General features: G+C 72.9%; 25 protein-coding genes. 14 read left to right on the plus strand and 11 right to left on the minus strand.

All coding sequences use genetic code 11. From position 1 onward, the window contains the following. Positions 1 to 2,175 (plus strand): type VII secretion protein EccCb (gene eccCb, locus ABT08_RS08410; protein WP_288114648.1); only part of this gene is annotated, 2,175 nt, incomplete at its 5' end. Positions 2,176 to 2,186: 11 nt separating this feature from the next. On the opposite strand, the gene ABT08_RS08415 is transcribed toward eccCb, so the two are convergent. The 4 genes from ABT08_RS08415 to ABT08_RS08430 form a co-directional block, all read right to left on the minus strand. After that, a complete protein-coding gene (locus ABT08_RS08415) occupies positions 2,187 to 2,570 on the minus strand; it encodes a hypothetical protein (RefSeq protein ID WP_045245935.1) in 384 nt (127 codons plus the stop codon). Between the two features lie 40 nt (positions 2,571 to 2,610). After that, entirely contained in the window at positions 2,611 to 3,294 is a 684-nt protein-coding gene (locus ABT08_RS08420) for a cyclase family protein (protein ID WP_045245936.1), read from the minus strand. A gap of 163 nt (positions 3,295 to 3,457) precedes the next feature. Then, positions 3,458 to 4,162: a GNAT family N-acetyltransferase gene (locus tag ABT08_RS08425; protein ID WP_235557386.1), complete on the minus strand. Its 705-nt coding sequence runs from the start codon at positions 4,160 to 4,162 to the stop codon at positions 3,458 to 3,460. Continuing rightward, positions 4,159 to 4,953 carry an alpha/beta fold hydrolase gene (locus tag ABT08_RS08430; RefSeq protein ID WP_045245939.1) on the minus strand — a complete coding sequence of 265 codons (795 nt, stop codon included), beginning with the start codon at positions 4,951 to 4,953 and terminating at the stop codon, positions 4,159 to 4,161. The genes ABT08_RS08425 and ABT08_RS08430 overlap by 4 nt, the downstream gene beginning before the upstream one ends. Positions 4,954 to 5,005: 52 nt before the next feature. Between ABT08_RS08430 and ABT08_RS08435 the strand changes: the two genes are divergently transcribed. Then, positions 5,006 to 6,307: a condensation domain-containing protein gene (locus ABT08_RS08435; protein ID WP_288114652.1), complete on the plus strand. Its 1,302-nt coding sequence runs from the start codon at positions 5,006 to 5,008 to the stop codon at positions 6,305 to 6,307. Positions 6,308 to 6,402: 95 nt separating this feature from the next. On the opposite strand, the gene ABT08_RS08440 is transcribed toward ABT08_RS08435, so the two are convergent. Next, positions 6,403 to 7,554 carry an ROK family transcriptional regulator gene (locus tag ABT08_RS08440; RefSeq protein WP_045246353.1) on the minus strand — a complete coding sequence of 384 codons (1,152 nt, stop codon included), beginning with the start codon at positions 7,552 to 7,554 and terminating at the stop codon, positions 6,403 to 6,405. Between the two features lie 52 nt (positions 7,555 to 7,606). On the opposite strand from ABT08_RS08440, the gene xylA reads away from it, so the two are divergent. Both xylA and xylB read left to right on the plus strand, forming a co-directional pair. Further along, complete coding sequence (gene xylA / locus ABT08_RS08445) at positions 7,607 to 8,794, plus strand: xylose isomerase (protein ID WP_045246355.1); 1,188 nt, start codon at positions 7,607 to 7,609, stop codon at positions 8,792 to 8,794. 21 nt (positions 8,795 to 8,815) lie between these two features. Beyond that, on the plus strand, positions 8,816 to 10,099 hold the full coding sequence (gene xylB, locus ABT08_RS08450) for a xylulokinase (RefSeq protein ID WP_288114656.1): 1,284 nt from the start codon (positions 8,816 to 8,818) through the stop codon (positions 10,097 to 10,099). Between the two features lie 48 nt (positions 10,100 to 10,147). On the opposite strand, the gene ABT08_RS08455 is transcribed toward xylB, so the two are convergent. From ABT08_RS08455 to ABT08_RS08470, 4 genes are read right to left on the minus strand one after another with little or no spacing between them, the layout of a single operon-like run. Then, the gene (locus ABT08_RS08455; protein WP_288114658.1) at positions 10,148 to 10,927 is read right to left on the minus strand and encodes an IclR family transcriptional regulator domain-containing protein; all 780 of its coding nucleotides are present in this window, start codon (positions 10,925 to 10,927) and stop codon (positions 10,148 to 10,150) included. Positions 10,928 to 10,931: 4 nt separating this feature from the next. Next, on the minus strand, positions 10,932 to 12,101 hold the full coding sequence (locus ABT08_RS08460; protein ID WP_056518861.1) for a thiolase family protein: 1,170 nt from the start codon (positions 12,099 to 12,101) through the stop codon (positions 10,932 to 10,934). Then, a complete protein-coding gene (locus tag ABT08_RS08465) occupies positions 12,101 to 12,757 on the minus strand; it encodes a 3-oxoacid CoA-transferase subunit B (protein ID WP_056206385.1) in 657 nt (218 codons plus the stop codon). Before ABT08_RS08465 ends, ABT08_RS08460 begins: the two co-directional genes overlap by 1 nt. Beyond that, positions 12,754 to 13,509 carry a 3-oxoacid CoA-transferase subunit A gene (locus ABT08_RS08470; protein ID WP_288114660.1) on the minus strand — a complete coding sequence of 252 codons (756 nt, stop codon included), beginning with the start codon at positions 13,507 to 13,509 and terminating at the stop codon, positions 12,754 to 12,756. The genes ABT08_RS08465 and ABT08_RS08470 overlap by 4 nt, the downstream gene beginning before the upstream one ends. A 209-nt stretch (positions 13,510 to 13,718) precedes the next feature. On the opposite strand from ABT08_RS08470, the gene ABT08_RS08475 reads away from it, so the two are divergent. From ABT08_RS08475 to ABT08_RS08490, 4 genes are read left to right on the plus strand one after another with little or no spacing between them, the layout of a single operon-like run. Then, positions 13,719 to 15,449 carry an FAD-dependent oxidoreductase gene (locus ABT08_RS08475; protein ID WP_288114662.1) on the plus strand — a complete coding sequence of 577 codons (1,731 nt, stop codon included), beginning with the start codon at positions 13,719 to 13,721 and terminating at the stop codon, positions 15,447 to 15,449. Beyond that, positions 15,446 to 16,036 (plus strand): IolE/MocC family protein, encoded by a 591-nt coding sequence (locus tag ABT08_RS08480; RefSeq protein WP_288114664.1) that lies wholly within the window; start codon positions 15,446 to 15,448, stop codon positions 16,034 to 16,036. The genes ABT08_RS08475 and ABT08_RS08480 overlap by 4 nt, the downstream gene beginning before the upstream one ends. Then, positions 16,033 to 16,251, plus strand: a complete 219-nt coding sequence (locus ABT08_RS08485; RefSeq protein WP_288114667.1) for a hypothetical protein — start codon at positions 16,033 to 16,035, stop codon at positions 16,249 to 16,251. Before ABT08_RS08480 ends, ABT08_RS08485 begins: the two co-directional genes overlap by 4 nt. After that, the gene (locus ABT08_RS08490) at positions 16,248 to 17,996 is read left to right on the plus strand and encodes an FAD-dependent oxidoreductase (protein WP_056518863.1); all 1,749 of its coding nucleotides are present in this window, start codon (positions 16,248 to 16,250) and stop codon (positions 17,994 to 17,996) included. The genes ABT08_RS08485 and ABT08_RS08490 overlap by 4 nt, the downstream gene beginning before the upstream one ends. On the opposite strand, the gene ABT08_RS08495 is transcribed toward ABT08_RS08490, so the two are convergent. Then, positions 17,918 to 18,409, minus strand: a complete 492-nt coding sequence (locus ABT08_RS08495; RefSeq protein WP_056206374.1) for a VOC family protein — start codon at positions 18,407 to 18,409, stop codon at positions 17,918 to 17,920. The genes ABT08_RS08490 and ABT08_RS08495 overlap by 79 nt on opposite strands. A gap of 130 nt (positions 18,410 to 18,539) precedes the next feature. On the opposite strand from ABT08_RS08495, the gene ABT08_RS08500 reads away from it, so the two are divergent. From ABT08_RS08500 to ABT08_RS08510, 3 genes are all read left to right on the plus strand, one after another. Then, positions 18,540 to 19,451, plus strand: a complete 912-nt coding sequence (locus ABT08_RS08500) for a LysR substrate-binding domain-containing protein (RefSeq protein ID WP_056206372.1) — start codon at positions 18,540 to 18,542, stop codon at positions 19,449 to 19,451. Between the two features lie 159 nt (positions 19,452 to 19,610). Continuing rightward, the gene (locus tag ABT08_RS08505; RefSeq protein WP_056206370.1) at positions 19,611 to 20,996 is read left to right on the plus strand and encodes an MFS transporter; all 1,386 of its coding nucleotides are present in this window, start codon (positions 19,611 to 19,613) and stop codon (positions 20,994 to 20,996) included. Between the two features lie 74 nt (positions 20,997 to 21,070). Next, the gene (locus ABT08_RS08510) at positions 21,071 to 21,952 is read left to right on the plus strand and encodes a shikimate dehydrogenase (protein WP_056518865.1); all 882 of its coding nucleotides are present in this window, start codon (positions 21,071 to 21,073) and stop codon (positions 21,950 to 21,952) included. 44 nt (positions 21,953 to 21,996) lie between these two features. Here the strand turns inward: ABT08_RS08510 and ABT08_RS08515 are convergent, their stop codons facing one another. Continuing rightward, positions 21,997 to 22,734: an SDR family NAD(P)-dependent oxidoreductase gene (locus ABT08_RS08515; RefSeq protein ID WP_200930826.1), complete on the minus strand. Its 738-nt coding sequence runs from the start codon at positions 22,732 to 22,734 to the stop codon at positions 21,997 to 21,999. A 146-nt stretch (positions 22,735 to 22,880) separates the two neighbouring features. Here ABT08_RS08515 and ABT08_RS08520 point away from each other — a divergent pair, with 146 nt between their 5' ends. From ABT08_RS08520 to ABT08_RS08530, 3 genes are read left to right on the plus strand one after another with little or no spacing between them, the layout of a single operon-like run. Beyond that, a complete protein-coding gene (locus ABT08_RS08520; RefSeq protein ID WP_056518867.1) occupies positions 22,881 to 23,177 on the plus strand; it encodes a YciI family protein in 297 nt (98 codons plus the stop codon). Next, positions 23,174 to 24,223 carry an alcohol dehydrogenase catalytic domain-containing protein gene (locus ABT08_RS08525; RefSeq protein ID WP_288114668.1) on the plus strand — a complete coding sequence of 350 codons (1,050 nt, stop codon included), beginning with the start codon at positions 23,174 to 23,176 and terminating at the stop codon, positions 24,221 to 24,223. Before ABT08_RS08520 ends, ABT08_RS08525 begins: the two co-directional genes overlap by 4 nt. Then, on the plus strand, positions 24,220 to 25,869 hold the full coding sequence (locus ABT08_RS08530; RefSeq protein WP_056206363.1) for an FAD-dependent oxidoreductase: 1,650 nt from the start codon (positions 24,220 to 24,222) through the stop codon (positions 25,867 to 25,869). Before ABT08_RS08525 ends, ABT08_RS08530 begins: the two co-directional genes overlap by 4 nt. Positions 25,870 to 25,879: the final 10 nt, after the last annotated feature.

A 25,879-nucleotide genomic window follows, 5' to 3' on the forward strand; every position in this document is an offset into this window, starting at 1 on the left:
AAACCCGAGTTCGTCGACAGCTTCATCAACATCGGCCGCGTCGGTCGCTCGTTGCAGGTGCATCTGCTGCTCGCGTCACAGCGACTCGAGGAGGGCAAGTTGCGCGGTCTCGACACCTACCTCTCCTACCGCATCGGTCTGCGCACCTTCTCCGCCGCCGAATCCCGCAGCGTGCTCGGCGTTCCCGACGCGTACACGCTCCCTCAGGAGCCCGGAGTGGGATACCTCAAGGCCGACACCGAGAACCTCGTGCAGTTCCGCGCGGCCTATGTGTCCGGCCCCCCGAAGACATCGCGCTCCCGCCGCAGCGTCGACGCCGGCGACGGCATCGCCGGCAATGCCGAGATCGAACTGTTCACGGCGGTCGCGCAGCACACGGATGCCGCGACCCCCGCGGTGGCGGAGACATCCGAGCCGGTCGTGGAGGTCGAAGAACGTTCGACCTTCCAGATCGCGGTCGAGCGCATGAGCGGTCGCGGCCCCGCCGCGCACCAGGTGTGGCTGCCCCCGCTCGAGGTGCCCGCCACGCTCGACCAGCTCATGCCCGATCTCGTCGCGGACCCGCAGCTCGGGCTCGTCTCGCCGGGCTGGCGCGCGGCCGGGTCGCTCGTCGTGCCGCTCGGGATCGTCGACGTCCCCCTCGAACAGCGCCGCGAAAACCTCGTGGTCGCTCTCGGCGGGGCCGCCGGCCACGTGGCGATCGTCGGCGGCCCCCTGAGCGGAAAGTCCACCGTCGCGCGCACCCTTCTCACCGCCGTCGCCCTCACACGCACGCCCCTCGAGGTGCAGTTCTACGTGCTCGACTTCGGCGGCGGCACGTTCACAGGCCTTCAGAGGCATCCGCACGTGGCGGGGCTCGCGACCCGCACCGAAGAGGAGGCGGTGCGACGCACCGTCGCCGAGATCGAGCAGATCATCGATGCTCGGGAGCAGTTCTTCCGCCAGCACGCGATCGACTCCATCGACACCTACCGACAGCGCCGTGGTGCGGGGCTCGTCGACGACGGATACGGCGACGTCTTCCTCATCGTCGACGGATGGGCGACGCTGCGTACCGAATACGAGCCGCTCGAACCCCGGATCCAGGCGATCGCCGCCCGCGGTCTAAGCTTCGGAGTGCACGTCGTCGTCACCGCCAACCGATGGCTCGAGATCCGCGCGAGCCTGAAGGACCTCATCCAGACCCGCATAGAGCTGAGGCTCGGCGACCCGACCGACTCCGAGATCGACCGCAAGCAGGCCCTCAACGTGACCGCCGGACGCCCGGGACACGGGCTCGCGCAGAACCGGCTCCACATGCTCACGGCGCTCCCCCGCGTCGACGGCGACGGTGACCCCGCCGGGCTCGCGGGCGGGGTCAGCGACCTCGTCGCCCAGACCGCCGCCGCCTGGCGCGGCCCCGCCGGGCCGAAGCTGCGCCTGCTGCCCGAGCGCATCACGCTCGACGCGGTGCGCGCGGAATCCGACCCCTCCTCGCGCCGGTTCCTGCTCGGCATTGACGAAGCACAGCTCGCCCCGTTCGGCATCGATCCCGCCGTGGAGCCGCACCTCTTCCTCTACGGCGATGCCGGGTCGGGCAAGTCGTCGTTCCTGCGGGGCATCGTGCAGGAGATCACGCGCCACTACAGCGCCAGCGAGGCGAAGATCTTCGTCGTCGACTACCGCCGATCGCTTCTCGGCGAGATCCCGTCTGACTACCTCGGCGCCTACCTGACCTCGCACGAGATGGCGACGGGCGGCCTCAGCGAGCTCGCCGCGTTCTTCGCCGGCCGCATCCCGGGCCCCGACGTGTCGCCCGAACAGTTGCGGCAGCGGTCGTGGTGGACGGGCGCCGAAGGCTTCATCCTCGTCGACGACTACGACCTCGTCTCCACGAGTCAGGGCAACCCGCTCGCGGTGCTGCAGCCGCTGCTCGCGCAGGCGGGCGACCTCGGTCTGCACGTCATCCTCACGCGCCGCGCGGGCGGGGCGAGTCGGGCCGCCTACGACCCGATCATCCAGCGGTTCACCGACCTCGGCACGACAGGCATCCTGCTCAGCGGCAACCCCGAGGAGGGCGCACTGATCGGGCGGGTGAAGCCCGCGGCATCCATCCCGGGACGCGCACAGATCGTGAGCCGCGAGCGCGGACACCTCACCGCGCAGCTCGCGTACGCGCCCCCGACGGTGTCGTAGCGGCGCTCCCCTCAGGCGAACAGTTCGCGACCGTCGGGGTCTCCCACCCGCCACGGCCGCAGCGACTCGGGCGCCGGCCACGGCAGGACGATGACCTCGTGCGGCGCATCGATCGCACCGAAGTCGTCGGTCTTCACCACGACCCGGCCGGCGTCAGGGGTGATCTCCACCAGGCGCACACGCAGATCGACGCCGCCGCGCGCGAGCACCCACGGCTCGGCCAGCCACGCCAGCCCTCCGGCCTCGAGAGCGTCTTCGGCGTCGAGCCAGTCCTGTGCGCCGGATACCGCGCGCCCCAGCAGGTCGACGGCGACCCAGGCATCACCGAGGGGACGGATCCACCCGAGCAGCTCGCCGTCGTCGCGGCGGTAGGGAGTGCTGTCTGCAGGGACCATCCCGTCATGCTCCGCCGGCGGCCGCCCGGTGTCCAGCGCGTCAGTCGATCTCGGCGAACGCGCGCACCGGGAAGGTGCCGAACCCCTCGACCGCCGGCGGCGCGGCGGTGAAGCGCGCACCGGACGCCGGGACATCCCCGAGTCTCGTCAGATGCTCGACGACGTGCACGCCCGCGGCGAGCAGCGCCGAGTGCGTCGGACGTTCCCCGCCCGACTCGGTGTCGTCGATGTTGAGCGAGTCGATGCCGACGAGCGTCACGCCCTCGGCGATGAGCCACTCGGCGGCCTCGCCGGTCAAGAACGGCGCGCCCGCGCCGTAGGCGGGAGTGCCGAAGTGGCGGTCCCAGCCGGTGTGCAGCAGCACGGCCGCACCGCGCAGGTCGCGACCGGCGAGCGCGTCGACACCGATGCCGCGCGCCCCGGGCGTCCAGGCGTCGGTGAGCGAGAAGACCTCGGCCCGCAGGCCCACGAGCGTCGCGAGGTCGAGACCGGCGAGATCGGGGCCCTGGGCGTAGCGGTGGTAGGGCGAGTCGAGGTAGGTGCCGGTGTTGCCGATCATCGTGATGATGTCCATTGCGAACTCCGTGCCCGGCGCGTAGCGCGCTCGCGAGTCCTCGCGGGTGAGGTGCGAGGTGATCGTCGGCGCGGGCAGCCCCGGGTAGGTGACGAGTCCGGCGCGGATCGGGTGCGACAGGTCGACGATGCGTCGGGATGCGGCGGTCATGTGCTCATCCTGACGGATGCCGCACCGCGCCGGCCGTGCGGAGACGGCCAGGTGTGCGCGGCTTTCGGCCATGCCCGCGCGCCCGCAGGAACGCCCGCCCCGGGCAGGCCGGAAACGCCTGATGGGACGGATGCGTCGGGCGCACCGGGCCCGCCCGCGGCCGTCAGCGCATGATGAGGTAGCCGCGGTCGGCGGCGAAGCCGCCGATGCGGTGGCCGGCCGCCAGGTGCCCGACGAGCGCATCGCGCACCCGCAGCCGCCAGGCCGCGGCATCCGGGTCGCCGGCCGCGCGCAGCGCCTCGATGTCGGAGGGCACCGGCACCGTCGCGATCACCTCGTCGTCGGCGGGAGCCGGGGCGGGGGGACCGGCGACATCCCACTCGACGAACACCCGATCGGTCGCGTCGCCCCGGTTGATGCCGTCGTTCATCGGCCCGTAGAAGTCGACGAGGTACTCGGTGGCGCGGGCGCCGAGGCGCGTGAGGTTGAAGTGCGCGTTGCGGGCGACGAGAGGGTCGTACGTCCAGGTGATGCGCGCGATGCCGCGTTCTGCCGCCCAGGCGCGCTGGTGCTCTTTGAGCTGGCGGCCGAGGCCGCGCCCGCGCAGGCCCGGCGCGACGCCGGTGACGTGCGAGTGCAGCGCGCTGAGGGCGGGCGCCGAGAAGAACGCGATGGACGCCGCGACCATCTCGTCGCCCTCGTGCGCGGCGAACACGTAGTTGCCGCCGTGCGCGAGCGCGGTCATGAGGTTGGTCGGCACGGCGTCCTGATCTCCGCCCCAGACGCGGCGCAGCAGCGCGGCCGCCGCGAACACCTCGTCGGTGGTCTCGATCGGTCGCACCTCGAGGGGCGGCATCCGCTCGCTCACGCGGCCTCGCTCTGCTCGACCATCGTGACGAACTCGGCGAACAGGCCCGGCCAGGCCATCACGCCGTAGGGCGTGCGCGCGACGACGACCCGGCTGTGACCGAGCAGCTCGTGCAGCAGGTTCGCTGTCTTGAGCGGATGCGTGCGGTCGCCGCTCCACGCGAGGATGAGCGTCGGCACCTCGACCTTCGCGATCGCCTTCTTCTTCGGGAAGTCGGTCGCCGCCGCCCCGCGCATGACGGTGGGGAGGAGGTCCTCGGGGATCGTGATGCTCGTCGCGGGCGCGTCGGCGAGCGCGGGCGGCACCGGTGCCGTCGACCCGTGCTGCACGAACGCGGCGATGCCGCCGTGCTCGACCATCTCGGCGTTCGCCAGATACGTCTCGCGCTGCGCGATACGGCTCTTCCACGCGGTCGGCGGGGTGACGAGGGTGAGCGAACGGAACCGCTCAGGTGCGGCGACGGCCGCGTGCAGCAGGGTGCCGGTTCCCATCGACGGACCGATGCCGTGCACGGTCTCACCCGGTGCGACGTGGTCGAGCAGCGCCAGCAGGTCGTCGGCGAGACGGTTCCAGCCGTAGTCCGCTTCGACCGGCGTGCCCGTCGACAGCCCGTGTCCGCGAGCGTCGAAACGCAGGATCCGATGTCCGCGCAGCGCGCGGGCGAGGTTGAGTCCGAGCTGGCCGTCGCGTTCGCGACTGGACGTCAAACCGTGCAGCTGCACCACGAGGGGACCCGTGGTTCCGGTGACGTCGTAGTCGAGAATCGCTCCGCGCACCTGGAAAGCCGGCACGACGCCTCCTGCGTTCTTTTCGCGAAACGTGTGACCCCTACACTACGACGCCATGCGCCTCACCACCGTCGCCCAGATGGCCCTCCCGCAGGGCACCCTGCACAGCTACGCCGTGCGGGCGACGATCGATCCGTCGCGCGAGGTGCCGGTGTCGTTCGACCAGGGCCGGCACGTGGGCCACGGCGACCGCCCGGGATCGTGGATGGCCGTCGCGTTCCGCCTTCCCGTCGCCGCCGGTCGCGACGCCCTCGCCGACGCCTGGCAGCGCACCATCGCGCGTCACGGCACGCTGCGCACGGTGTTCTCGCTCGATGCCGGACGGGTACGGCTGCACGAGGCATCCGTCGACGGCGGCACCTGGCGCACCCACGACGTGCCCGGCACGACCCGTGACGCGCTGCGGGCCCTGCTCGACGCGGAGTGCCGCCCGTTCGCGGCGCCGTCGTACCTGCTCGCGGTCGTCGAGCCCGAGCCGGACGCGGCCGACGCGCGCCCGGTCGTCGTGCTCGCGAGCGACCACTCCCACGTCGACATGTGGTCGCTGCTGATCCTCGCGCACGACGTGCGCGCGGCGCTCGAGGGCGAGACGACGGATGCCGCTCCCGCCGCCCCGTTCGCCGACCACACCCGCGCGCTCGCGGCGATGCCCGACACCCCGCCCGAGATCACCGAGCGATGGAACGAGATCCTGCGCGCGGGCGGCGGGCGGATGCCGGTGTTCCCGCTCCCGCTCGGCGACGTGAGCGCTCCGGTCGAGGCCATCGTCGAGGTGCGCGACGTGATCGACGGGATGCAGCTGCGCTCCCTCGAGGAACGGGCGCGGGCGCGCGGCATCCGGGTCATCGCCCTCGCCGTGTCGGAGCTCGCACGCCTGTTCCGCGACCTGGCGGATGCGCCGCTGCGCGCGGTCTTCCCGGTGCACTCCCGCGGCGAGGCCCGGTGGCGCGACTCGGTCGGCTGGTACATCACCAACGCGGTGCTCGAGGTGACCGACCCGGAGCCGTCCGCCGCGGCGGCCGCGATCGACGAGGCCGTACGGCTCGGCGCCTACCCGCTCGCCCCGATCTTCGACCGGTTCGGCCACGTGCCGCCCGCGCCCGGGATGTTCGCGATCTCCTGGCTCGACATGCGCCGGATGCCGGCGCGCATCGATCCGGCCCTCGAGCCGCAATACGTGTCGGCGGTGCTGCCGACCGACAACGTGATGATCTGGTTCATCGCGAACGAGACCGGGCTGCACCTGCGCTGCCGCTACCCCGACACTCCTACGGCCCGCGAGAGCGTGGGCGGGTGGCTCGACGCCCTCACTGTGCGGCTCGCGGCGGCCGCGGCATCCGAACCGGTCGCGGGCTGAGGCCGGCACGGCGGCCGGCGCCGGGGCGCTCGCTCCCGCGTCGGCCGACGGCCGGTCAGCGCACCATCGCCCCCCCCCCGGAGCGGTCGCGCGCCTCAGCCGCGGGCCGCGCGCAGCCCGGAGATGAGCCCCTCGAACGGCAGATCGGCGGCGCCGACCAGCAGGCGGTCGTCGCCGAGCGCCGCGACGCGCACCTCGACATCGGCGATGCCCGCCATCGTCTGGGCGCGCACGTCGGCGGTGAGTCCGGCGAGGTCGACGTCGGCGAGGGCCGCGAGGAACCCGCCGAGGATCACCACCGCCGGGTTCATGACGTTCGCGGCGTTCGCGAGCGCCGTCGCGAGGATGCGGCGCTGGCGCGCGATCTCGAGGCGCCCCGAGGGTCCGGCGGCGGCCATCGCCTCGCCGAGGTCGGCGCCGTCGCCGGGCGAGACGCCGAGCGCCGCGAACAGGCGCGCCTGGGCGACTTCGTCCTCGAGCACCCCGTCGTCGGCACGGCGGTCGGCGGCGGCGATGATGCCCGGCCGGTTGTGGCCGAACTCCCCCGCGAAGCCGGCGGCGCCGCGCACGAGCACACCGCCGACGATGAGCCCGCCGCCGATGCCGCTCGCGCCGCCGTTGAGGTAGACGATGTCGAACGCGTCGCGGCCGGCGCCGTAGCGGTGCTCGGCGAGGGCGCCGAGGGTGGCGTCGTTGGCGACGAAGGTCGGTACGGATGCCGCGTCCCCGACGCGCTGCGCGAGGGCGTCGTCGCGCCAGCCGAGGTGGGGCGCGTCGACGACGACCCCGTCACTGGAACGCACGAGACCGGGCACGGCGAGTCCGACGCCGATGACCCGGTGTGCCGCGGCATCCAGTGTCTCGGGGATCCAGCGGGCGACGAGGCCGGCGACCTCCGCAGCGGTCGGGGGTCGGCGGAACGGCACGCGCTCGCGCACGGCGAGGGTCTGGTCGAGGCGCACGGCGGCGAGGGTGACGGCATCGACTTCCGGGTTGACCGCGATCGCGACGGGCGCGGACGCGACGGTCACGACCGGCGAGGGGCGGCCGACTCCGCCGCCGGCACCGGGCAGCGACTCGGTGACGAGGCCGTCCGCGTCGAGCTCTGCGACGAGGGCGGCGATCGTGGAGCGATTCAGGCCGGTGGCCTGCACGAGCTCCGACCGGGTCTGCGCGCCGTCGCGACGCAGCAGGTCGAGCACGTGCGCGAGATTCTCCTCGCGCACGGCGGGAACGGATGCGGCCATGTCCCGAGTGTAGTATGTTGTCGCTCACAACAATTTGATGCGAAGGAGCACCATGACCACGCCCACCGCCGCCGACAAGTTCTCGTTCGGTCTCTGGACCATCGGCTACAACGGCGCCGACCCGTTCGGCGGCCCGACCCGTCCGGCCCTCGACGTGGTGCATGCGGTGGAGAAGCTCGCCGAGCTCGGCGCCTACGGGCTCACCTTCCACGACGACGACCTGTTCGCGTTCGGCTCGACAGATGCCGAGCGCCAGCACCAGATCGACCGCCTGAAGGGCGCTCTCGCGGCGACCGGCCTCATCGTGCCGATGGTCACCACCAACCTCTTCTCCGCGCCCGTCTTCAAGGACGGCGGCTTCACCTCGAACGACCGCCAGGTGCGCCGCTTCGCGCTGCGCAAGGTGCTGCGCAACCTCGACCTCGCCGCCGAGCTCGGCGCGAAGACCTTCGTGATGTGGGGCGGCCGCGAGGGCGCCGAGTACGACGCTGCGAAGGACATCCGCTCGGCCCTCGAGCGCTACCGCGAGGCGGTCAACCTGCTCGGCGACTACGTCACCGACAAGGGCTACGACATCCGCTTCGCGATCGAGCCGAAGCCGAACGAGCCCCGCGGCGACATCCTGCTGCCGACCGTCGGTCACGCACTCGCGTTCATCGAGTCGCTCGAGCGCCCCGAGCTCGTCGGCCTCAACCCCGAGGTCGGACACGAGCAGATGGCGGGGCTGAACTTCGCCGCCGGCATCGCCCAGGCGCTGTACCACGGCAAGCTCTACCACATCGATCTCAACGGCCAGCGGGGCATCAAGTACGACCAGGACCTCGTCTTCGGCCACGGCGACCTGCACAATGCGTTCGCGCTGGTCGATCTGCTCGAGAACGGCGGCCCCGACGGCGGCCAGGCGTACACCGGCCCCCGCCACTTCGACTACAAGCCCAGCCGCACCGAGGACGAGAACGGCGTGTGGGACTCCGCCGCCGCCAACATGCGCACCTACCTGCTGCTCAAGGAGCGCGCCGCGGCCTTCCGCGCCGACCCCGAAGTGCAGGAGGCCCTGCAGGCTGCCCGCGTGCTCGAGCTGCAGACGCCCACCCTCGGCGCGGGCGAGAGCTACGACGACCTGCTCGCCGACCGCAGCGCCTACGAGGACTTCGACGCGAGCGCCTACTTCGGCGCCCGCGGGTTCGGCTTCGTGCGTCTGCAGCAGCTCGCGACCGAGCACCTGCTCGGCGCGCGCTGACCGGCGGCGGGGAGAACGGCGATGGCGCTCGTCGCGGGCGTGGACTCGTCCACGCAGTCGTGCAAGGTGCTGATCGTGGATGCCGCGACCGGCCGGGTCGTGCGCGAGGGTCGGGCGTCGCACCCCGACGGCTCCGAGGTCGACCCGGAACGGTGGTGGGAGGCGCTGCAGGAGGCGATCGCCGCCGCCGGCGGTCTCGATGACGTCGAGGCGTGGGCGATCGGCGGCCAGCAGCACGGCATGGTGGCGCTCGACGCGACCGGTGAGGTCGTGCGGCCCGCGCTGCTGTGGAACGACACCCGTTCGGCGGGCGCCGCCCGCGATCTCATCGCCGAGTTCGGCGCCGACGACCTCGCCGAGCGCTCGGGCGTGGTGCCCGTGGCATCCTTCACGATCACCAAGCTCCGCTGGCTGCGCGATCACGAGCCCGAGGCCGCCGCCCGGGTCGCCGCGGTCGCGCTGCCGCACGACTGGCTCACGTGGCGACTGCGCGGCTTCGGGCCGGTGGCAGGCGCCGAGCCGCGCTTCGACGAGCTCGTGACCGACCGCTCCGACGCGTCGGGCACGGGCTACTGGAGCCCCGCGACCGGGGACTACGACCGCGACCTGCTCATCGCGGCGCTCGGCCATGACGCGCGTCTTCCCCGCGTGCTCGCTCACGACGAGCAGGTGACGGATGCCGCGGGCCGCCGCGTCGGTGCCGGCGCCGGCGACAACGCGGGCGCCGCGCTCGGCGTGGGCGCCGTGCCCGGAGATGTGATCGTGTCGATCGGCACGAGCGGCACCGTGTTCGGCGTGAGCGCCGAGCGCACGATCGACCCGACCGGCACGGTGGCGGGGTTCGCCGCCGCAGACGGCAACTTCCTGCCGATCGTGGTGACCCTGAACGCCGCGCGGGTGCTCGATGCGATCGCACGACTGCTCGGCGTCGACCTCGACGAGCTCAGCCGGCTCGCCCTCGCCGCCCCGGCGGGTGCCGCGGGACTGCGACTCATCCCCTATTTCGAGGGTGAGCGCACGCCCAACCTGCCCGACGCCACGGCGAGCCTCGAGGGCATGACGCTCGCCTCGACGACGCGCGAGAACCTCGCGCGCGCGGCGGTCGAGGGCATGCTGTCGGGACTCGGCGCCGGCATCGACGCGCTGCGCGGCCTCGGGGTGCCGGTGAACCGGGTGCTGCTCATCGGCGGCGCCGCGCGCTCGACGGCCGTGCAGCAGATCGCGCCGCTGGTGTTCGGCGTGCCCGTCGAGGTGCCGGAGCCCGGCGAGTACGTCGCGCTCGGCGCCGCCCGCCAGGTCAGCTGACGACGGGGCGGCTGAGCGGTCAGGGCCAGCGGCTCAGCGGTCAGGCGCTCAGCGGCTCAGATCGGCGGATGCCGCGGCCGCCGCGTCGATCAGCAGCGGCACGACGGTCTCGGCGAGGCGCTCAGCGGTACCGGGCCCGCCCGAGGTCGCCACGTTGACCGCGGCGACGGCCCGGCCGGCACGGTCGCGCACCGCGACGGCGGCGGAGACGAGCAGCGGCTCGAGCTCGCCGTCGACGATCGCGTACCCCTGCTCGCGCACCGCGGCGAGCTGACGCGCCGCCTCCGCCGGAGTGTGGCGGTCGCCGGAGGCGGCGATCCGCGCGAGCGCGTCGGCCTCGTCGAGGTCGGCCAGCAGCACCCGGCCCATGCTCGTCGCGAACGCGGGGAACCGGGTGCCGATCGTGATGCGCACGCTCATGATGCGGCGGGTCGGCACGCGGGCGATGTAGACGATGTCGCCGCCGTCGAGCACGGATGCCGACACCGACTCGTCCACCTCGCGCGAGAGGCGTTCGAGGTGGGGCTGCACAAGCTCCGGCAGCGTGAGCGACGACAGGTAGCTGAACCCGAGGTCGAGCACCCGGGGCGTCAGCGCGAAGGTGGCGGCCGCGGCATCCGTCCGCACATAGCCGAGGGTCTCGAGCGTGCGTAGGAACCGTCGCGCGGCCGCGCGGGGGATCTCGGCCCGCCGGGCGACCTCACTGAGGGTGAGCTGCGCGTGATCGGCGTCGAAGGCGCGGATGACGGCGAGCCCCCGGGCGAGCGACTGCACGAAGTCCTCGGACGCGCGGGCGCCGTCGGCGGCGGGCGGCGTCGCGTCGGTCATCGCTCTATCTTTCCAGCACCACCGCGAGGCCCTGACCGACCCCGATGCACAGCGCCGCCACGGCGACGCCGCCACCGCGACGGGCGAGCTCGTGCGCGGCGTGACCGAGCACCCGACCCCCGGAGGCCCCGAGCGGGTGACCGATCGCGATGGCGCCGCCGTGCACGTTGACCTTCGCGGGATCGAGGTCGGGCCAGCCGGCGATGCACGCGAGCGACTGCGACGCGAACGCCTCGTTCAGCTCGACCACGTCGACGTCGGCCCAGGTGCGACCGGCTGCGGCGAGCGCCTTGTTCGCCGCCTCGATCGGCGCGATGGGGAACACGTCGGGGTCGACCCCGTGGGTCGCCCGGCCCGCGATGCGCGCGAGCGGCTCCCCCTCGATCTCCCCTTCGGCGGCGAGCAGCACGGCGGAGGCGCCGTCGTTGATCGAGGAGGAATTGCCCGCGGTGACGCTGCCGTCGGCGGCGAAGAGGGCCTTCAGCCCCGCGAGCTTCTCGACCGAGGTGTCGTCGCGGATGCCCTCGTCGCGCGCCAGGTCGACACCGGGCACGGCGACGATCTCGGGGGCGTACACACCGTCCGCCCAGGCCTGTGCGGCGAGCCGGTGCGAGCGCACCGCGAAGGCGTCCTGCGCGTCGCGGTCGATGCCCCACTCGCGGGCGATCTTCTCGGCCGACTCGCCGTTGCTGATCGTCCACGGCGTCGGCAGCGCGCGGTTGACCATGCGCCAGCCGATCGACGTGTTCCACATCGTCTGGTTGCCCGTCGCCAGCCATGGCTTCGGCGACTTCTCGACGACGAACGGGGCGCGGCTCATCGACTCCACGCCGCCGGTGAGCACGATGCGGGCGTCGCCCGACTCGATCGCGCGGGCCCCCTGGATCGCCGCCTCGAGCGACGAGGCGCACAGCCTGTTGACCGTGACCCCCGTGACGCTCGTGGGGAAACCTGCCAGGAGAGCCCCGAATCGGGCGACGTTGCGGTTGTCCTCGCCGGCCTGGTTCGCGTCGCCGAAGATGACGTCGGCGATGCGGGCGGGATCGATGCCCGCGCGCTCGACGCTCGCGCTCATGACGACGGCGGCGAGGTCGTCGGGGCGCACGCCCGACAGGGCGCCGCCACCTCGGCCGAAGGGGGTGCGGACGGCGTCGTAGACGAAAGCGGCGGGCATCAGTGCTCCTCGGCGGTGGCGTCGGCGAGCGCGAGCCCGGTGAGGGCGCGCAGGTCGTCGACGGTCGTGTCGCCGAACGCCTCGCGCACGGCGAAGCCGTCGGGGGTGACGTCGAAGACGGCGTGGTCGGTGTACACCCGCGAGACGCAACCGACGCCGGTGAGCGGGTAGGAGCACGCGGCGACGAGCTTGGACTCGCCCTGTTTGGTGAGGAGGTCGGTCATGACGTAGACGGCCTTCGCGCCGATGGCGAGGTCCATCGCGCCGCCGACCGCGGGGATCGCACCCGGCTCCCCGGTGGACCAGTTCGCCAGGTCGCCGTTCTCGGCGACCTGGAACGCACCCAGCACGCACACGTCGAGGTGGCCGCCGCGCATCATCGCGAACGAGTCGGCGTGGTGGAAGTAGGCGGCTCCGGCGAGGGCCGTGACCGCCTGCTTGCCCGCGTTGATGAGGTCGGGGTCGACGAGGCCGTCGTCGGGCGCACCGCCCATGCCGAGCAGGCCGTTCTCGGTGTGCAGCACGATCTCCTGGTCGTCGGGCAGGAAGTTGGCGACGAGGGTCGGGGCGCCGATGCCGAGGTTCACGTACGACCCCTCGGGGATGTCGGCGGCGATGCGGCGCGCGAGCTCCGCGCGCGAGATGCGGGTGGTCATCGGGCTCCCTCTTCACCGGCGGACGCCGCGGCCGCGCGTCCTTCGAGGTCGACGCCGCCGACGAACACGCCGTCGTCGAGCCAGGCGCGCTCGCCGACCGCGACGACGCGGTCGACGAAGATGCCGGGTGTGACGACGGACTCGGGGTCGATCGCGCCGAGCGGCGCGATCTCGTCGACCTGGGCGACGGTCACGGTGGCGGCGGTCGCCATCACGGGGCCGAAGTTGCGCGCGGTCTCGCGGAAGACGAGGTTGCCCCAGCGGTCGCCGCGGAGCGCGCTGATGAGCGCGATGTCGGCACGGATCGGCTGTTCGAGCACGTAGGTGCGACCGTCGATGACCCGGGTCTCCTTGCCCGCGGCGAGCTCGGTGCCCACGCCGGTCGGGGAGAAGAAGCCGCCGATGCCGGCGCCGGCGGCGCGGATGCGCTCGGCGAGATTGCCCTGCGGCACGAGCTCGAGCTCGATCTCCCCGGCGCGGTAGAGACCGTCGAACACCCACGAGTCGCTCTGGCGCGGGAAGGAGCAGACGATACGGCGCACGCGGCGTGCGGCGAGCAGCGCCGCGAGGCCGGTGTCGCCGTTGCCGGCGTTGTTCGCGACGATCGTCAGGTCGCCGGCACCCTGCGCGATGAGGGCGTCGATGAGCTCGACCGGCTGACCCGCACGACCGAAGCCGCCGATCATCACGGTGGCTCCGTCGCGGATGCCGCGCACGGCGGCCGCCGGGTCGGCGACGACTTTGTCGATCATGGTGCTCCGTCGGGGTGATGTTCGTTGAGCGAACGCATGTTCTTTCTGCGAACAGACTAACGCAGCATCCGAGGTTCGTCCAGACCGGCATTGCAGATGCCGCGATCGCGTGTATATCGTTGCGCCACACGGATTGATCCCCATTAAGTGCACCGTCTACATAGAGTGTGCGCGCGAGGATCCCACCGACAGGGCCGATGGAGGACCTCATGGCAGCAGTCGACGACGACACCGATCTCGCCTACGACGTGGTGGTCGTCGGCGCCGGCGCGGGCGGGCTCGCCGCCGCCGTCGCCGCGGCGCACCACGGCGCACGTGTGCTCGTGCTCGAGGCGGCCGACGTGTGCGGCGGCGCCACGGCCTGGTCGGGCGGCTGGCTCTGGGCGCCGCGCACGCTGCTCGCCCACGAGGCCGGCGTCGACGAGTCGGCCGAGGACGTCACGGCCTACCTGCGGGCCGCGCTCGGCGCCGACTTCGACGAGGAGCGGATCGCCGCGTTCCTCGACGGGGCGCCCGAGATGGTCGAGTTCTTCCACACGCGCACCGCCCTGCAGTTCGTGCCCGGAAGCCGCATCAACGACATCTACGGCGACCTGCCGCACGCCGGCACCGGCAACCGATCCGCGGCACCCCGCCCCCTCAACGCCCGCCGCCTCAGCCGGCGCACCCGCCGCCTGCTGCGCGGGCAGCTGTACGAGACCTCCTTCCTCGGGATGGGCATCATGGCCGGTCCCGACCTCGGCGCGTTCCTCGCCGCGGCCCGCGGCAGCCTGCGCGGCATCTGGCACTGCTTCTGGCGGGTCGGCCTGCATCTGATAGACCTCGTGACCCACCGGCGCGGCCTGCAGCTCGTCAACGGCACCGCGCTGGTCGGCCGTCTGCTGCAGTCCGCCGAGGACGCCGGGGTCGACATCCGCGTGAACACCCCGGCCACCGCGCTCGAGCGCGACGCCGACGGGCGCGTCGTCGGGGTCGCCGCCACCTCTCCCGACGGCCCGCTGCACGTCACCGCGCGGCACGGCGTGGTGCTCGCCGCCGGCGGGTTCCCCCGGGACATCCCCCGTCGCGGCGAACTGTTCCCCCGCACGCCGGGCGGCCGCGACCACTGGACCCTCGCCCCCGCCACCGCCGACGGCACCGGCATCCGCCTGGGCGAGAGCGCCGGCGGCCACGTGCGCACCGGGGCCTCGGCGGGCGCCTGGTGCCCCGTCTCCCTCGTGCCCTACCGCAACGGCCGGGTCGGCACCTTCCCGCACATCATGGACCGCGCGAAGCCCGGCTCGATCGGCGTCGTGAGCACCGGGCGTCGCTTCGTCAACGAGGCGAACGGCTACTACGACTACGTGACCGCCATGTTCGAGGCGGCACCCGAGGGCGAGCCGGTGCAGGCCTGGCAGATCGCCGACGCACGGTTCGTGCGCCGCTTCCCGCTGGGCATGGCGAAGCCTCGGCCCGTGCCGCTGTTCCCCTACGTGCGCAGCGGCTACCTCACCAAGGCCCGCACCCTCGGCGAGCTCGCCCGCCGCTGCGGCATCGACGAACAGGGCCTCATCGACACCGTGCAGCGCTTCAACACCGCGGCGCGAGCGGGCGTCGACCCCGAGTTCGGCCGCGGCAGCACCCCCTTCAACCGCTACGGCGGCGACCCGTCGAGTCATCCGAACCCGTCCCTCGCGCCGCTCGAACGCGGCCCGTTCTACGCCGTGCGCATCCTGCCGGGATCCTTCGGCACGTTCGCCGGCCTCGACACCGACGCGCGCTCGCGGGTGCTCGACGACGCTCGGCACCCGATCGCCGGGCTCTACGCCGTCGGCGCCGACCAGGCGAACGTCATGGGCGGCCACTATCCCGCCGGCGGCGTCAACATCGGCCCCGCGCTCACGTTCGGGTTCCTCGCGGGCCGCGAGCTCGCGCGCGCCGAGGTCGAGGCGACCCGATGACCCGGCGGCTCGGCGTCGCCCATCTGACGCTGCTGAACCTCACCCCTCCCGAGGTCGTCGCGACCGCGGCGCAGGCCGGCTTCGACTTCGTCGGACTGCGGGTGAAGGCCGTCACGGCGAACGAACGCGCCTACCCGATGGACGCCCGCTCGCCGATGCTCGCCGAGACCCGCCTGCGCCTCGCGGACACCGGTCTCGTCGTCGAGGACATCGAGTTCCTGCCGCTGACGGCCGAGGTCACCGCCGACGACTGGATGCCCGTGCTCGAATCGGGGGCCGCCCTCGGCGCCACCGGCCTCACCGTCGCCGGCGCGGACCCCGATCGCGGACGCCTCACCGACACGCTCGCGCGTCTGACGGCGGATGCCGCGGTCCACGGCATCCGCCCCCTGATCGAGCCGATCAGCTACCAGCCGCTGTCGTCGATCCCGGATGCCGCGGCCCTCGCCCGCGCGACCGGCGCCGCCGTGCTCATCGACCCCCTGCACCTGCAGCGGGGTCCGAGCAGCGTCGACGACGTCGCCGCGCTCGAGCCGTCGCTGCTGCCGGTCGCCCAGCTGTGCGACGGGGCCGCGCCCGCCGCGTGATCGGGCAGGGCGACTTCCCCCTCGACCGGCTCATCGCGGCGCTGCCCGCGCACATCCCGCTGAGCGTGGAGGTGCCCGACGCGGCACTGCAGGCGCAGCTCACCCCCCGCGAATGGGCCGTGCTCAACGCGCGGGCCCTGCGCGAACTGCTCGCACGCGCCGACGCGCGCGCCGCGGCATCCGACCCCCGACACGAGAGCGAGATCACCCGATGAGCACCACCGACACCTGGGACGAGACCGTCGATCTGCTGGTCGTCGGCGCGGGAGCGGGCGGCCTCGCCGCCGCGCTGACCGGCGCCGACCACGGCCTCGACGTGCTCGTCGCCGAACGAACCGAGTTCCTCGGCGGCACCACGGCGTACTCGGCGGGCACCTGCTGGATGCCCGACCACCGCCATCAGCGCGCCCTCGGCCTCACCGGTGAGCGCGAGGCGGCGAGCCGCTACCTCGACACGCTCGTCGGCGACAAGGCCCCCCGCGAGCTGCGCGAGGCCTACCTCGAGCGCGGTCCCGAGATGATCGACTACCTCGACCGGCTCGGTGTGCGGTTCTACCACTCGACGACGGTGGTCGACTATCACCCCGAGATCGAGGGCGCCGGCATCGGGCGGGCGCTCGAGCCCGAGGTGTTCGACGCCCGCGTGCTCGGCCCCGAGGGGCTGCGGCGGGTGCGTCGCCCCGTGCCGGAGTTCGCCCTGTTCGGCGGCACCCTGATGGTGCGCCGCGCGGAGGTGGGACAGCTGCTGCGTCTGTTCGAGTGGTCGCCGAAGGCGGCGGCGCTCGCGCTGCGTCTCGGCGTGCGGTGGTTCTTCGACCTGTGGCGGTTCCCGCGCGGCACCCGGCTCGCGATGGGCAACGCGCTCGTCGCCCGGCTCTCGCACGAGCTCACCCGGCGCGGCGGGCGGCTGAGCTTCGACACCTCGGTGCGGGAGCTCGTGGTCGAGGATGGCCGCGTCGTGGGCGCCGTGCTCGCCGCGGGCGGCGTCGAGCGGCGGGTGCGCGCCCGTCGCGGCGTCGTGCTCGCCGGCGGCGGCTTCTCGGCCGGGGGCGCCTGGCGTGCCGAGCGGATGCCGCATCCCACCCCCCAATTCACCCGCGCCTCCGAGGGATCCACCGGGTCGACGCTCGAGGTCGGGGTCGCCGCCGGCGGCACCCTCGGACCCGACCACGGCGACAACACGTTCTGGTTCCCGAGCTCGATCGGCGTGCGCCGCGACGGGTCGCGGGTCGTGTTCCCCCACATCTGGGACCGCGCGAAGCCCGGCATCGTCGCCGTCGGACGCAGCGGCACGCGGTTCGTCGACGAATCGGTCTCGTACCACCGCTTCACCCGGGCGATGTACGCGTCGCTCGGCGCCCAGGATGCGATCCCCGCCTGGCTCGTGATCGATGCGCGCGCCCTGCACGCGTACGGGCTCGGGATGATCCGCCCGCACACCCCGCGGCGGGTGCTCGACCGCTACGTGCGCCAGGGCTACATCCATCGCGCGGACTCGATCGCGGCGCTCGCCGCCCGCATCGGGGTCGACCCGTCGGGGCTCGAGGCGACGGTCGCCGCCAACAACCGCTTCGCCCAGACCGGCGTCGACGAGGAGTTCCACAAGGGCGAGAGCAGCTTCGGCCGCCAGTACGGCGACCCGACGCACACGCCGAACGTGAACCTCGGTCCGATCGCGCAGGCGCCGTACTACGCACTCCCGCTCGTGCCGACGCCGCTCGGCACGGCGCTGGGCCTGCGCACCGACACCCGCGCCCACGTGCTCGACGCCGACGATGCCCCGATCATGGGGCTCTACGCCGTCGGCAACGACGCGGACTCGGTCATGGCCGCCGAGTACCCGGGCGCCGGCTGCCAGGTCGGCGCCGGCCTCACGTTCGGCTACGTCGCCGGGCGGGATGCCGCGGGGCTCGACAGCGTCTCGACGAAGAACCCGAGCGCGGCGGTGGTGTCGAAGTAGGCGTAGCGCACCCCGTTGCCTCGCACCGACGATCCCTCCTGGCGCACCGCGATCCCGCGCTGCGCCAGGGCGTCGACGACGGCGGCGTGGTCGTCGACGGCGAAGCGCACGTGGTGGAGCCCCGGGCCGCGCTCGTCGAGGAACTCCTGCCAGATGTCGTCGCCGCCACGAGGCGAGAGGAACTCGAGCTCGAGTCCGAACAGGTGGTAGAAGAGCGCCCCGACGCGCGTGTCGGTCGCGCGGCCGCGGTGCGTGGCATCCGGATAGTGGTTCTCCGACCGCGAGGTCGGCTCGACACCGAACACGAGGCGCATGCCCGCCTCGACGGCGTCGAGGTCGGCCACGACGATGCCGACCTGGTCGAGGGCGGAGGCGAGGTCTGCGAGAGCGGGCGGGGTGGGGGATGAGGACATCGGCGTCTCCGGGGATCGTGTGGACTCTGCGCATTGACTATGTGTTGCAGAGTCATAAAGATGTGATCATTGAATTGTCGTGAGGATATAACTCTCGCGACCCCGCCGCACTCCCCCGAAACGAGGAACCGTGGAAGCACGCTGGCTCGAGGCCTTCGTCGCCGTCGCCGAGGAACTGCACTTCGGCCGCGCCGCGCAACGGCTGCACATCGCGCAGTCTCCGCTCAGCCAGACGATCCGCCGGCTGGAATCGAGCATCGGCACCAGCCTGTTCGACCGCAACACGCGCAGCGTCTCGCTCACCCCCGCGGGACGGGCGCTCCTCCCCCTCGCCTACCGGGTGCTGCAGGACATCACCCTGGCGACCGCCGCCGCCCGCGCCGCTTCCGGGCGGGTTCACGGCAGCGTGCGCATCGGGTTCTCCGGCGCGTTCAACCACATGACGCTCCCCGTGCTCGCCCGCGCCATCCGCCGCGAGCTGCCCGATGTCGACCTGCAGCTGGTCAGCCGCGTGCGCACCGGCGACGGCATCGCGAAGCTGCGCAACGGCACGCTCGACATCGCCTTCGTGGGCCTTCCCCTCGGCACCGGCGGCGACATCGACTTCCGGCTCATCGCCCGCAGCGAGATGGGCGCCGTGCTGCCGGTCGACCACCCGCTCGCCGACGAGCCCGAGATCGCGGTGCGCCAGCTCGCCGACGACGACTTCCTCTCGATGCCCATGGACGGCTCCTCGACCATGGCCGAGGGCCTCGTGCGCTGCTGCACCGCCGCGGGGTTCCGTCCCCGGGTGACCCAGGAGGTCACCGACCCGTACATGATGCTGACCTTCGTGGCCACCGGCATGGGGGTCACGATCGCCGCCGAGGACCTCGCGTCGATCATGCCCCGCGGCGCCCGCTGGGTGCGGCTCAGTGACGCCCCCTCCTACATGCACCACGGCATCGCGTGGGTGCCGTCGGAGCAGACCGCGGCGGTCTCCGCGGTGCTCGAGCTGTCCCAGCGCATCCTGCCGACGCCCCTGATCCCGGCCGGGACGTGACATCCGAATTGTGCCGAACGGGCGCACAGTCATTGACCTTTTCGATCGTGGACGCGCAAGATCGCCGGTGTCAGGCTGACACGCATCGATCGCAACCGCGGTCGATTGTCAATGACGACGGCACCTGATTCCGGCGTCACCCGAATCGAAAGCGCAGACATGTCAGCGAAGACAGTTCCGCCTCAGCCCCCCAAGAACAACGCCCGCATCGCCGCCGTCTCCGGCTTCGTCGGGAGCGCCCTCGAGTACTACGACTTCTTCATCTACGCCTCCGCCGCGGCGCTCATCTTCCCCCACATCTTCTTCCCCTCCGGCCAGCCCGGCGTCACCACCCTGCTCTCGTTCGCCACGGTCGGCGTCGCCTACGTCGCCCGCCCGTTCGGCGCGATCCTCTGGGGCCACATCGGCGACCGTTTCGGCCGCAAGCGCGCCCTCCTCGCGTGCCTCGTGATCATGGGCGTCGCGACCTTCCTGGTCGGCTGCATGCCCACCTGGGATGCCATCGGCATCGCCGCGCCGATCATCATCGTGGTGCTGCGCCTCATCCAGGGCATCTCCGCCGGCGGTGAGTCGCCCGGGTCGAGCTCGCTCACCCTCGAGCACGCCCCCGACCGCCGTCGCGCGTTCTTCACCAGCTGGACCATGGGCGGGATCATGTTCGGCATCGTGATCTCGAGCCTCGTGTTCATCCCGATCGCGGCCCTTCCCGAAGACGCCCTGCTCAGCTGGGGCTGGCGCATCCCGTTCTGGGCGTCGGCGATCGTCACGGTCGTGGCGATCATCCTGCGGCGCATGCTCGACGAGCCCGAGATCTTCGAGGACATCAAGAAGTCCGACGAGGTGTCGGCGGTGCCGATCGCGTCGCTGTTCGGTCACAACGGGCTCACTGTCGTGCGCATCACCCTGATGTCGCTGTTCACCGTGATCAACACGATGTTCAACGTGTTCCTTCTCGCGTACGGCACGACCGTCGGCGGGATGCCACGCGAGTCGCTGCTGTGGGTCATCACTGTCGCGAACTTCACCGCCGTGGTCGTCGGCCCGTTCGTGGGCATGCTCGCCGACCGCATCGGCCGCAAGCCCGTCTTCCTCACCGGGCTCGTGCTGCAGTCGCTCACGATCTACGCGCTGCTCGCCGCGGTCGACGCCGGCAACCTCGCCCTCACCTGGGTGCTCGGCGTGTTCCTCATCGGCGTCGCGTACACGCTCTCGAACGCGGTCTACCCGGCCTACTTCCCCGAGCAGTTCCCGGCCCGCGTGCGCTACACCGGCATGGCGGTGAGCCTCATGCTCGGTCTCGTGCTCGCCGGCTTCACGCCGACGATCGCCCAGGGCTTCGTGACCGGTGAGGGCAACACGCAGAACTGGCCCGCTGTCGCCTGGTTCACCATCGCGATCGTCGTGATCTCGGGCATCGCGACACTGTTCGCCCCCGAGACCGCGCGCACGCCCACGGCGAAGCTCGGACTCACGCGGGCCGAGCTCAAGGAGGCCGAGGCGGCCCAGGCGCAGCCCGCGACCGAGCGGGTCTCCGCATCGGCGTGACCGACACACCACGCCGGAAGGGATCGGATGCGCGGGCATCCGGTCCCTTTCGGCACGACCGAGAGGACGTCACCATGACGACACCGGCCCCCTCCTACCTCGTCGGCCTCATCGGCGCCGGCATCGGATCGTCGGTCACCCCGGCGCTGCACGAGTCCGAGGCGGATGCCGCGGGCCTGCGCTACCTCTATCGCACGATCGACATCGACGTGCTCGGCTACGGCGTCGACGCCACGGTGGAGCTCATCCGCCGGGCCGGCGACCTCGGATACGACGCGCTGAACATCACCCATCCGTGCAAGCTCGCGGCGATCGACGCCCTCGACGAGGTGTCGCCCGACGTCGCACTGCTCGGCTCGGTGAACACGGTGCTGTTCCGGGACGGACGCGCGATCGGGCACAACACCGACCACTCCGGGTTCGCGCGGGGGCTGCGCGACGGGCTCGCCGGTCGCCCGCGTGACGCCGTGCTGCTGGTCGGGGCAGGCGGCGCCGGCGCCGCGATCGCGTACGCGCTGCTGAGCGCGGGCGTGCGCCGCCTCGAGATCGCGGATGCCGCCCCCACCCGCACGGGAGCGGTGATGCGCGCGCTCGCACCGGCCTTCCCCGACGCCGAGCTGCGCGCGCTCGCGCTCGACGAGGTCGCCGACGCCGCCGCCCGGGTCGACGGACTGGTGAACGCGACCCCGGTGGGGATGGTCGGTCACGACGGCATCCCGGTGGATGCCGCGCTGCTCCGCCCGCCGCTGTGGGTCGCCGACGCGGTCTACCGTCCGGTGCGCACGCAGCTGATCGCCGCGGCCGATGACGCGGGCTGCGCGGTGCTCGACGGTGGGCGGATGGTGGTCAACCAAGCGGCCGACACGTTCCGGCTGATCACGGGCATCGAGCCCGACCGGGAGCGCATGCGCGCCGTCTTCCTCGACCGGCTGGGGGCCGCGACGCTCGCCGGATGAGGCGGGCGCACGGGTGGGCGGCGCGATCCGCCCACCCGTGAGGGTCAGAAGTCGGCGCGGCCGCCGGACAGGTCGAATGCCGTGCCGGTGGTGAAGCTGCACGCATCGCTCGAGATCCACATGACGGTCGAGGCGACCTCGTCGATCTGCAGGAAGCGCCCCATCGGGATGAGCGCCCGCGTCCGTTCGATGAAGGCCGGCGGGAGTTGCGCGAACAGGTCGGTCTGCACCATGACGGGCGTGACCGCGTTGACGGTGACGCCGTCGTGGATGAGCTCGCGGGCGAGCGACTTCGTCAGCCCGACGACGCCGTGCTTCGCGGCCGAGTAGGCGGCGAGCTCGGGGTTTCCCTCCTTGCCCGCGATCGACGCGACGAACACGATCCGGCCCCACTGCTGCGCACGCATCGCGGGCGCGACGGCGCGGGCGGCGAGGAACGTGCCCGTGAGGTCGATCTCCAGCACCCGGCGCCACGCCTCCGGGTCGTAGTCCCACACGGGCGCGACGGGCCCGGTGATGCCGGCGCAGGCGACCAGCACGTCGATGCGGCCCGCCAGCGCGAGGGTCTCCTCCGCCGCAGCGGCGACGGAGGCGGCATCCGTCACGTCGACCCGCAGCGCGAGGGCGGGGGTCCAGCCGTCGACGGCTGTGGGATCGAGGTCCCAGACGACCACGCGGGCGCCCGCCGCGGCGAAGCGGGCACCGATACCGGCGCCGATGCCGCGGGCGCCGCCGGTGATGACGACCACAGCGTCGTCGAAGTCGAAAGTCACATGAGTCACGCCTGCACGTTAGTGCCGCCACTGCGGAGAATTACCCGCCTGGGGCTACATGAACATAGACGGATTTGGTCGTTCCCTGTCTTGATCATCCCTCGCATACTGGCCACCGGCGCACGCGCGCCGATCGTTCTGACGAAGGAGTCCCGATGGCGACGTTCGCGGTCACTTACGACTACGCGACCGACAGCGACCAGGTGCGCGACGCGCACCGACCCGAGCACGTGGCGTTCCTGCGCGGGCTGCACGAGGAGGGCGCGCTGTACATGAGCGGCCCCCTCGCGCAGGACCCGCCCCGGGCCCTGCTCATCTTCGAGGCGCCCGACGCCGACGCCCTCGCGGCCCGGCTCGACGCCGACCCGTTCCACCGGGTCGGCGCGATCGGCGTGCGCACCATCACGCCGTGGAACGTGTTCTTCGACCCGCGCGCGGCGGTGGTCGCATGACCATGCGCGTCGCCCGCACCGTCGCCCGCGAGCAGCTCGCGTTCGTCGAACTCCCCCGCCCCGAGCGCGCCCCCGGCGAGGTGCTCGTGCGCATCCTCGCGGTGACGCTGTGCGGCACCGACCTGCACATCTTCGAGGACGACTACCCCACCGAGCTGCCCCTGGTGCAGGGGCACGAGCTCGCGGGCGTCGTCGTCGAGACCGACCCCGACCGCGCCGACCTGCGCGGCGCGCGCGTCGTGATCGACCCGGTCGTCGCGTGCGGCGTCTGTCACGCCTGCCGGGCCGGACGGCCGAACGTGTGCGCGTCGCTGTCGGTGCTCGGCTGCTACGAGGACGGCGGCTTCGCCGAGTTCGTCGCCGTGCCGGCGACCCGGGTGCACCGGGTGCCCGCGGGCCTCCCGACGGAGGTCGCCGCTCTCGCCGAGCCGACCTCCATCGCCCTGCAGGCCGTGACCCGGTCGCGCCCGCAGCCGGGGGAGATCGCGCTCGTGCTCGGCTGCGGCCCGATCGGCCTCCTCGCCGCCCTGGCCCTCGCCGACCGCGGCGTCATCGTGCTCGCCGCCGACACCGATGCGGTGCGGGCCGCCACCGCGCGGGGCTTCGGGGCATCCGAGACCTTCGTGGTGGCCCCAGGATTCCCGGATGCCGCGCAGCAGCGCACGATCGACGAGCTCACCGATCACGCGGGGCCGATCATCGTGATCGAGGCGACCGGCGTGCCGGCGTCGCTGCAGAACGCGGTGCGCCTCGTTGCGAGCGGCGGACGCGTCGTGCAGGTGGGCATCTCGACCCGCACCGTGGAGCTGTCGATGACCGACCTGCCGTACAAGGAGCTCGACCTGCTTGGCAGCCGCAACAGCCTCGGGCTCATTCCGCAGGGCCTCGACCTGCTGTCGCGTCACCGCGGCGCCGCCGAGGAGCTGCTCACCCACGCGTTCGCGTTCGACGACCTCGCCGACGCGTTCGCCGCGATGGCGGACCCGGCCGTGCCGACGGGCAAGATCGTGATCCGGATGCCGCTGGCCGAGGCGGTGCCGGCATGAGCGCCGTCGTGGCGCACGGCGCGGCGGCGCTCCCCCGCGACGTCGACGTGCTCGTGGTCGGCTCCGGTGCCGCCGGGCTCGTCAGCGCGCTGCGGGCGGCCGATGCCGGAGCGCGGGTGGCGGTCGTCGAGAAGGCGTCGACGATCGGCGGCACGACCGCCGCGGGCGGCGGCGTGATCTGGGCGCCGGCGACGGCGGTCGCCCGCGAACAGGGCTGGCACGACGACGCCGAAGCGGGCATCGCCTACCTGTCCGCGAGCTCGGGCCACGTCATGACCCCCGCGGCGATCGAGGGCTACGTGCGCACGATCGGCGCGGCCATCGACTACCTCGCCACCCGCACGCGGGTGCGCTTCACCGCTCTCGCCCGGCCCGACTACCGCGTCGAATGGCCCGGGGCGGCCCTCGGCGGGCGCAGCCTCGACAACGACGCGTTCGACCCGTCGAGCCACCCGGGACTCGCCGACGAGATCCGTCCGTCGTCGTACTTCCCCCTGCTCACGATGGCCGAGCGCGACAGGCTCGACGGCGCCGCCCCCGACCCGGCGCTGATCGCCGACCGCCACGCGCAGGGCGTGCGCACCATGGGCGGGGCGCTCATCGGGGCGCTCGCGGCCTCGGCGGCGGACCGCGGCATCCCGATCATCGCCGACGCCCCCATCGAGGGGCTCCGACGCACGGAGGACGGGTGGGAGGCGACGTTCGGCGCGGTGGCCGTCATCGCCCGCGCCGTCGTGCTCGCCTCGGGCGGATTCGAGTGGAACCCCCGACTGCGGGACGCCTTCCTGTCGTTCCCGATCACGCCGATCAGCGCCCCCTCGAACGAGGGCGACGGGCTCGAGCTGGGCCTCGCCGCCGGTGCCGCCGTCGCCGACATGACGGCGATCTGGGGCGTGCCGGTGCTCACCCCGCCGGCCCAGCGCTACGACGGTCTGCCGTCGGGGCGCATGGGCAACGTCGAGATGACCCTTCCCGGGTCGATCGTGGTCAACCACGCCGGCGAGAGGTTCGTGAACGAGGCGCTCGCCTATCAGGACACGTCGCGGATGTTCGGCGACACCGACCCGACGACCGGGCGCCCGCGCAACATCCCGGCGTGGCTCGTCTTCGACGCCCGCTTCGCCCGGCGCTACGCGATCGGCGGGTCGGCCACCGGCGCCGCCCCCGACTGGGCCACGACCGCGCCGTCGCTCCCCGAGCTCGCCGTCGCCCTCGGCATCGACCCCGACGGGCTCGCCGCCACCGTGACGGCCTTCAACGCCGCGGCCGCCGACGGGCTCGACCCGGCGTTCGGGCGCGGCCAGAGCGCGCAGGACCGCTTCCTCGGCGACTCGACGCACGAGCCGAACCCGTGCCTCGCACCCCTCACTGAGGCGCCGTTCGCCGCCGTGCCGCTGTCCCCCGGAGTGCTCGGCACCTCGGGCGGCCTCGCCGTCGACGAGGACGCGCACGTGCTCGACTGGTCGGGCGCGCCGCTGCCGGGGCTGTTCGCGGCGGGGAACGTGGCGGCGGGAGTCTTCCGCAACACGTATCCGGGCGGCGGAGCGACCCTCGGGTCGGCCGTCGCACGCGCCTACGCGGCGGGCGACGCCGCCGGCCGGGAAGCCGTCGCGGCCACGTCGGCGCGGGCGGGCGTGCCCGCGTGAGCGCGGCGCC

The sequence above is a fragment of the Microbacterium sp. SCN 71-21 genome, from assembly GCF_001725695.1.
Taxonomy (GTDB): Bacteria; Actinomycetota; Actinomycetes; order Actinomycetales; family Microbacteriaceae; genus Microbacterium; species Microbacterium ginsengisoli.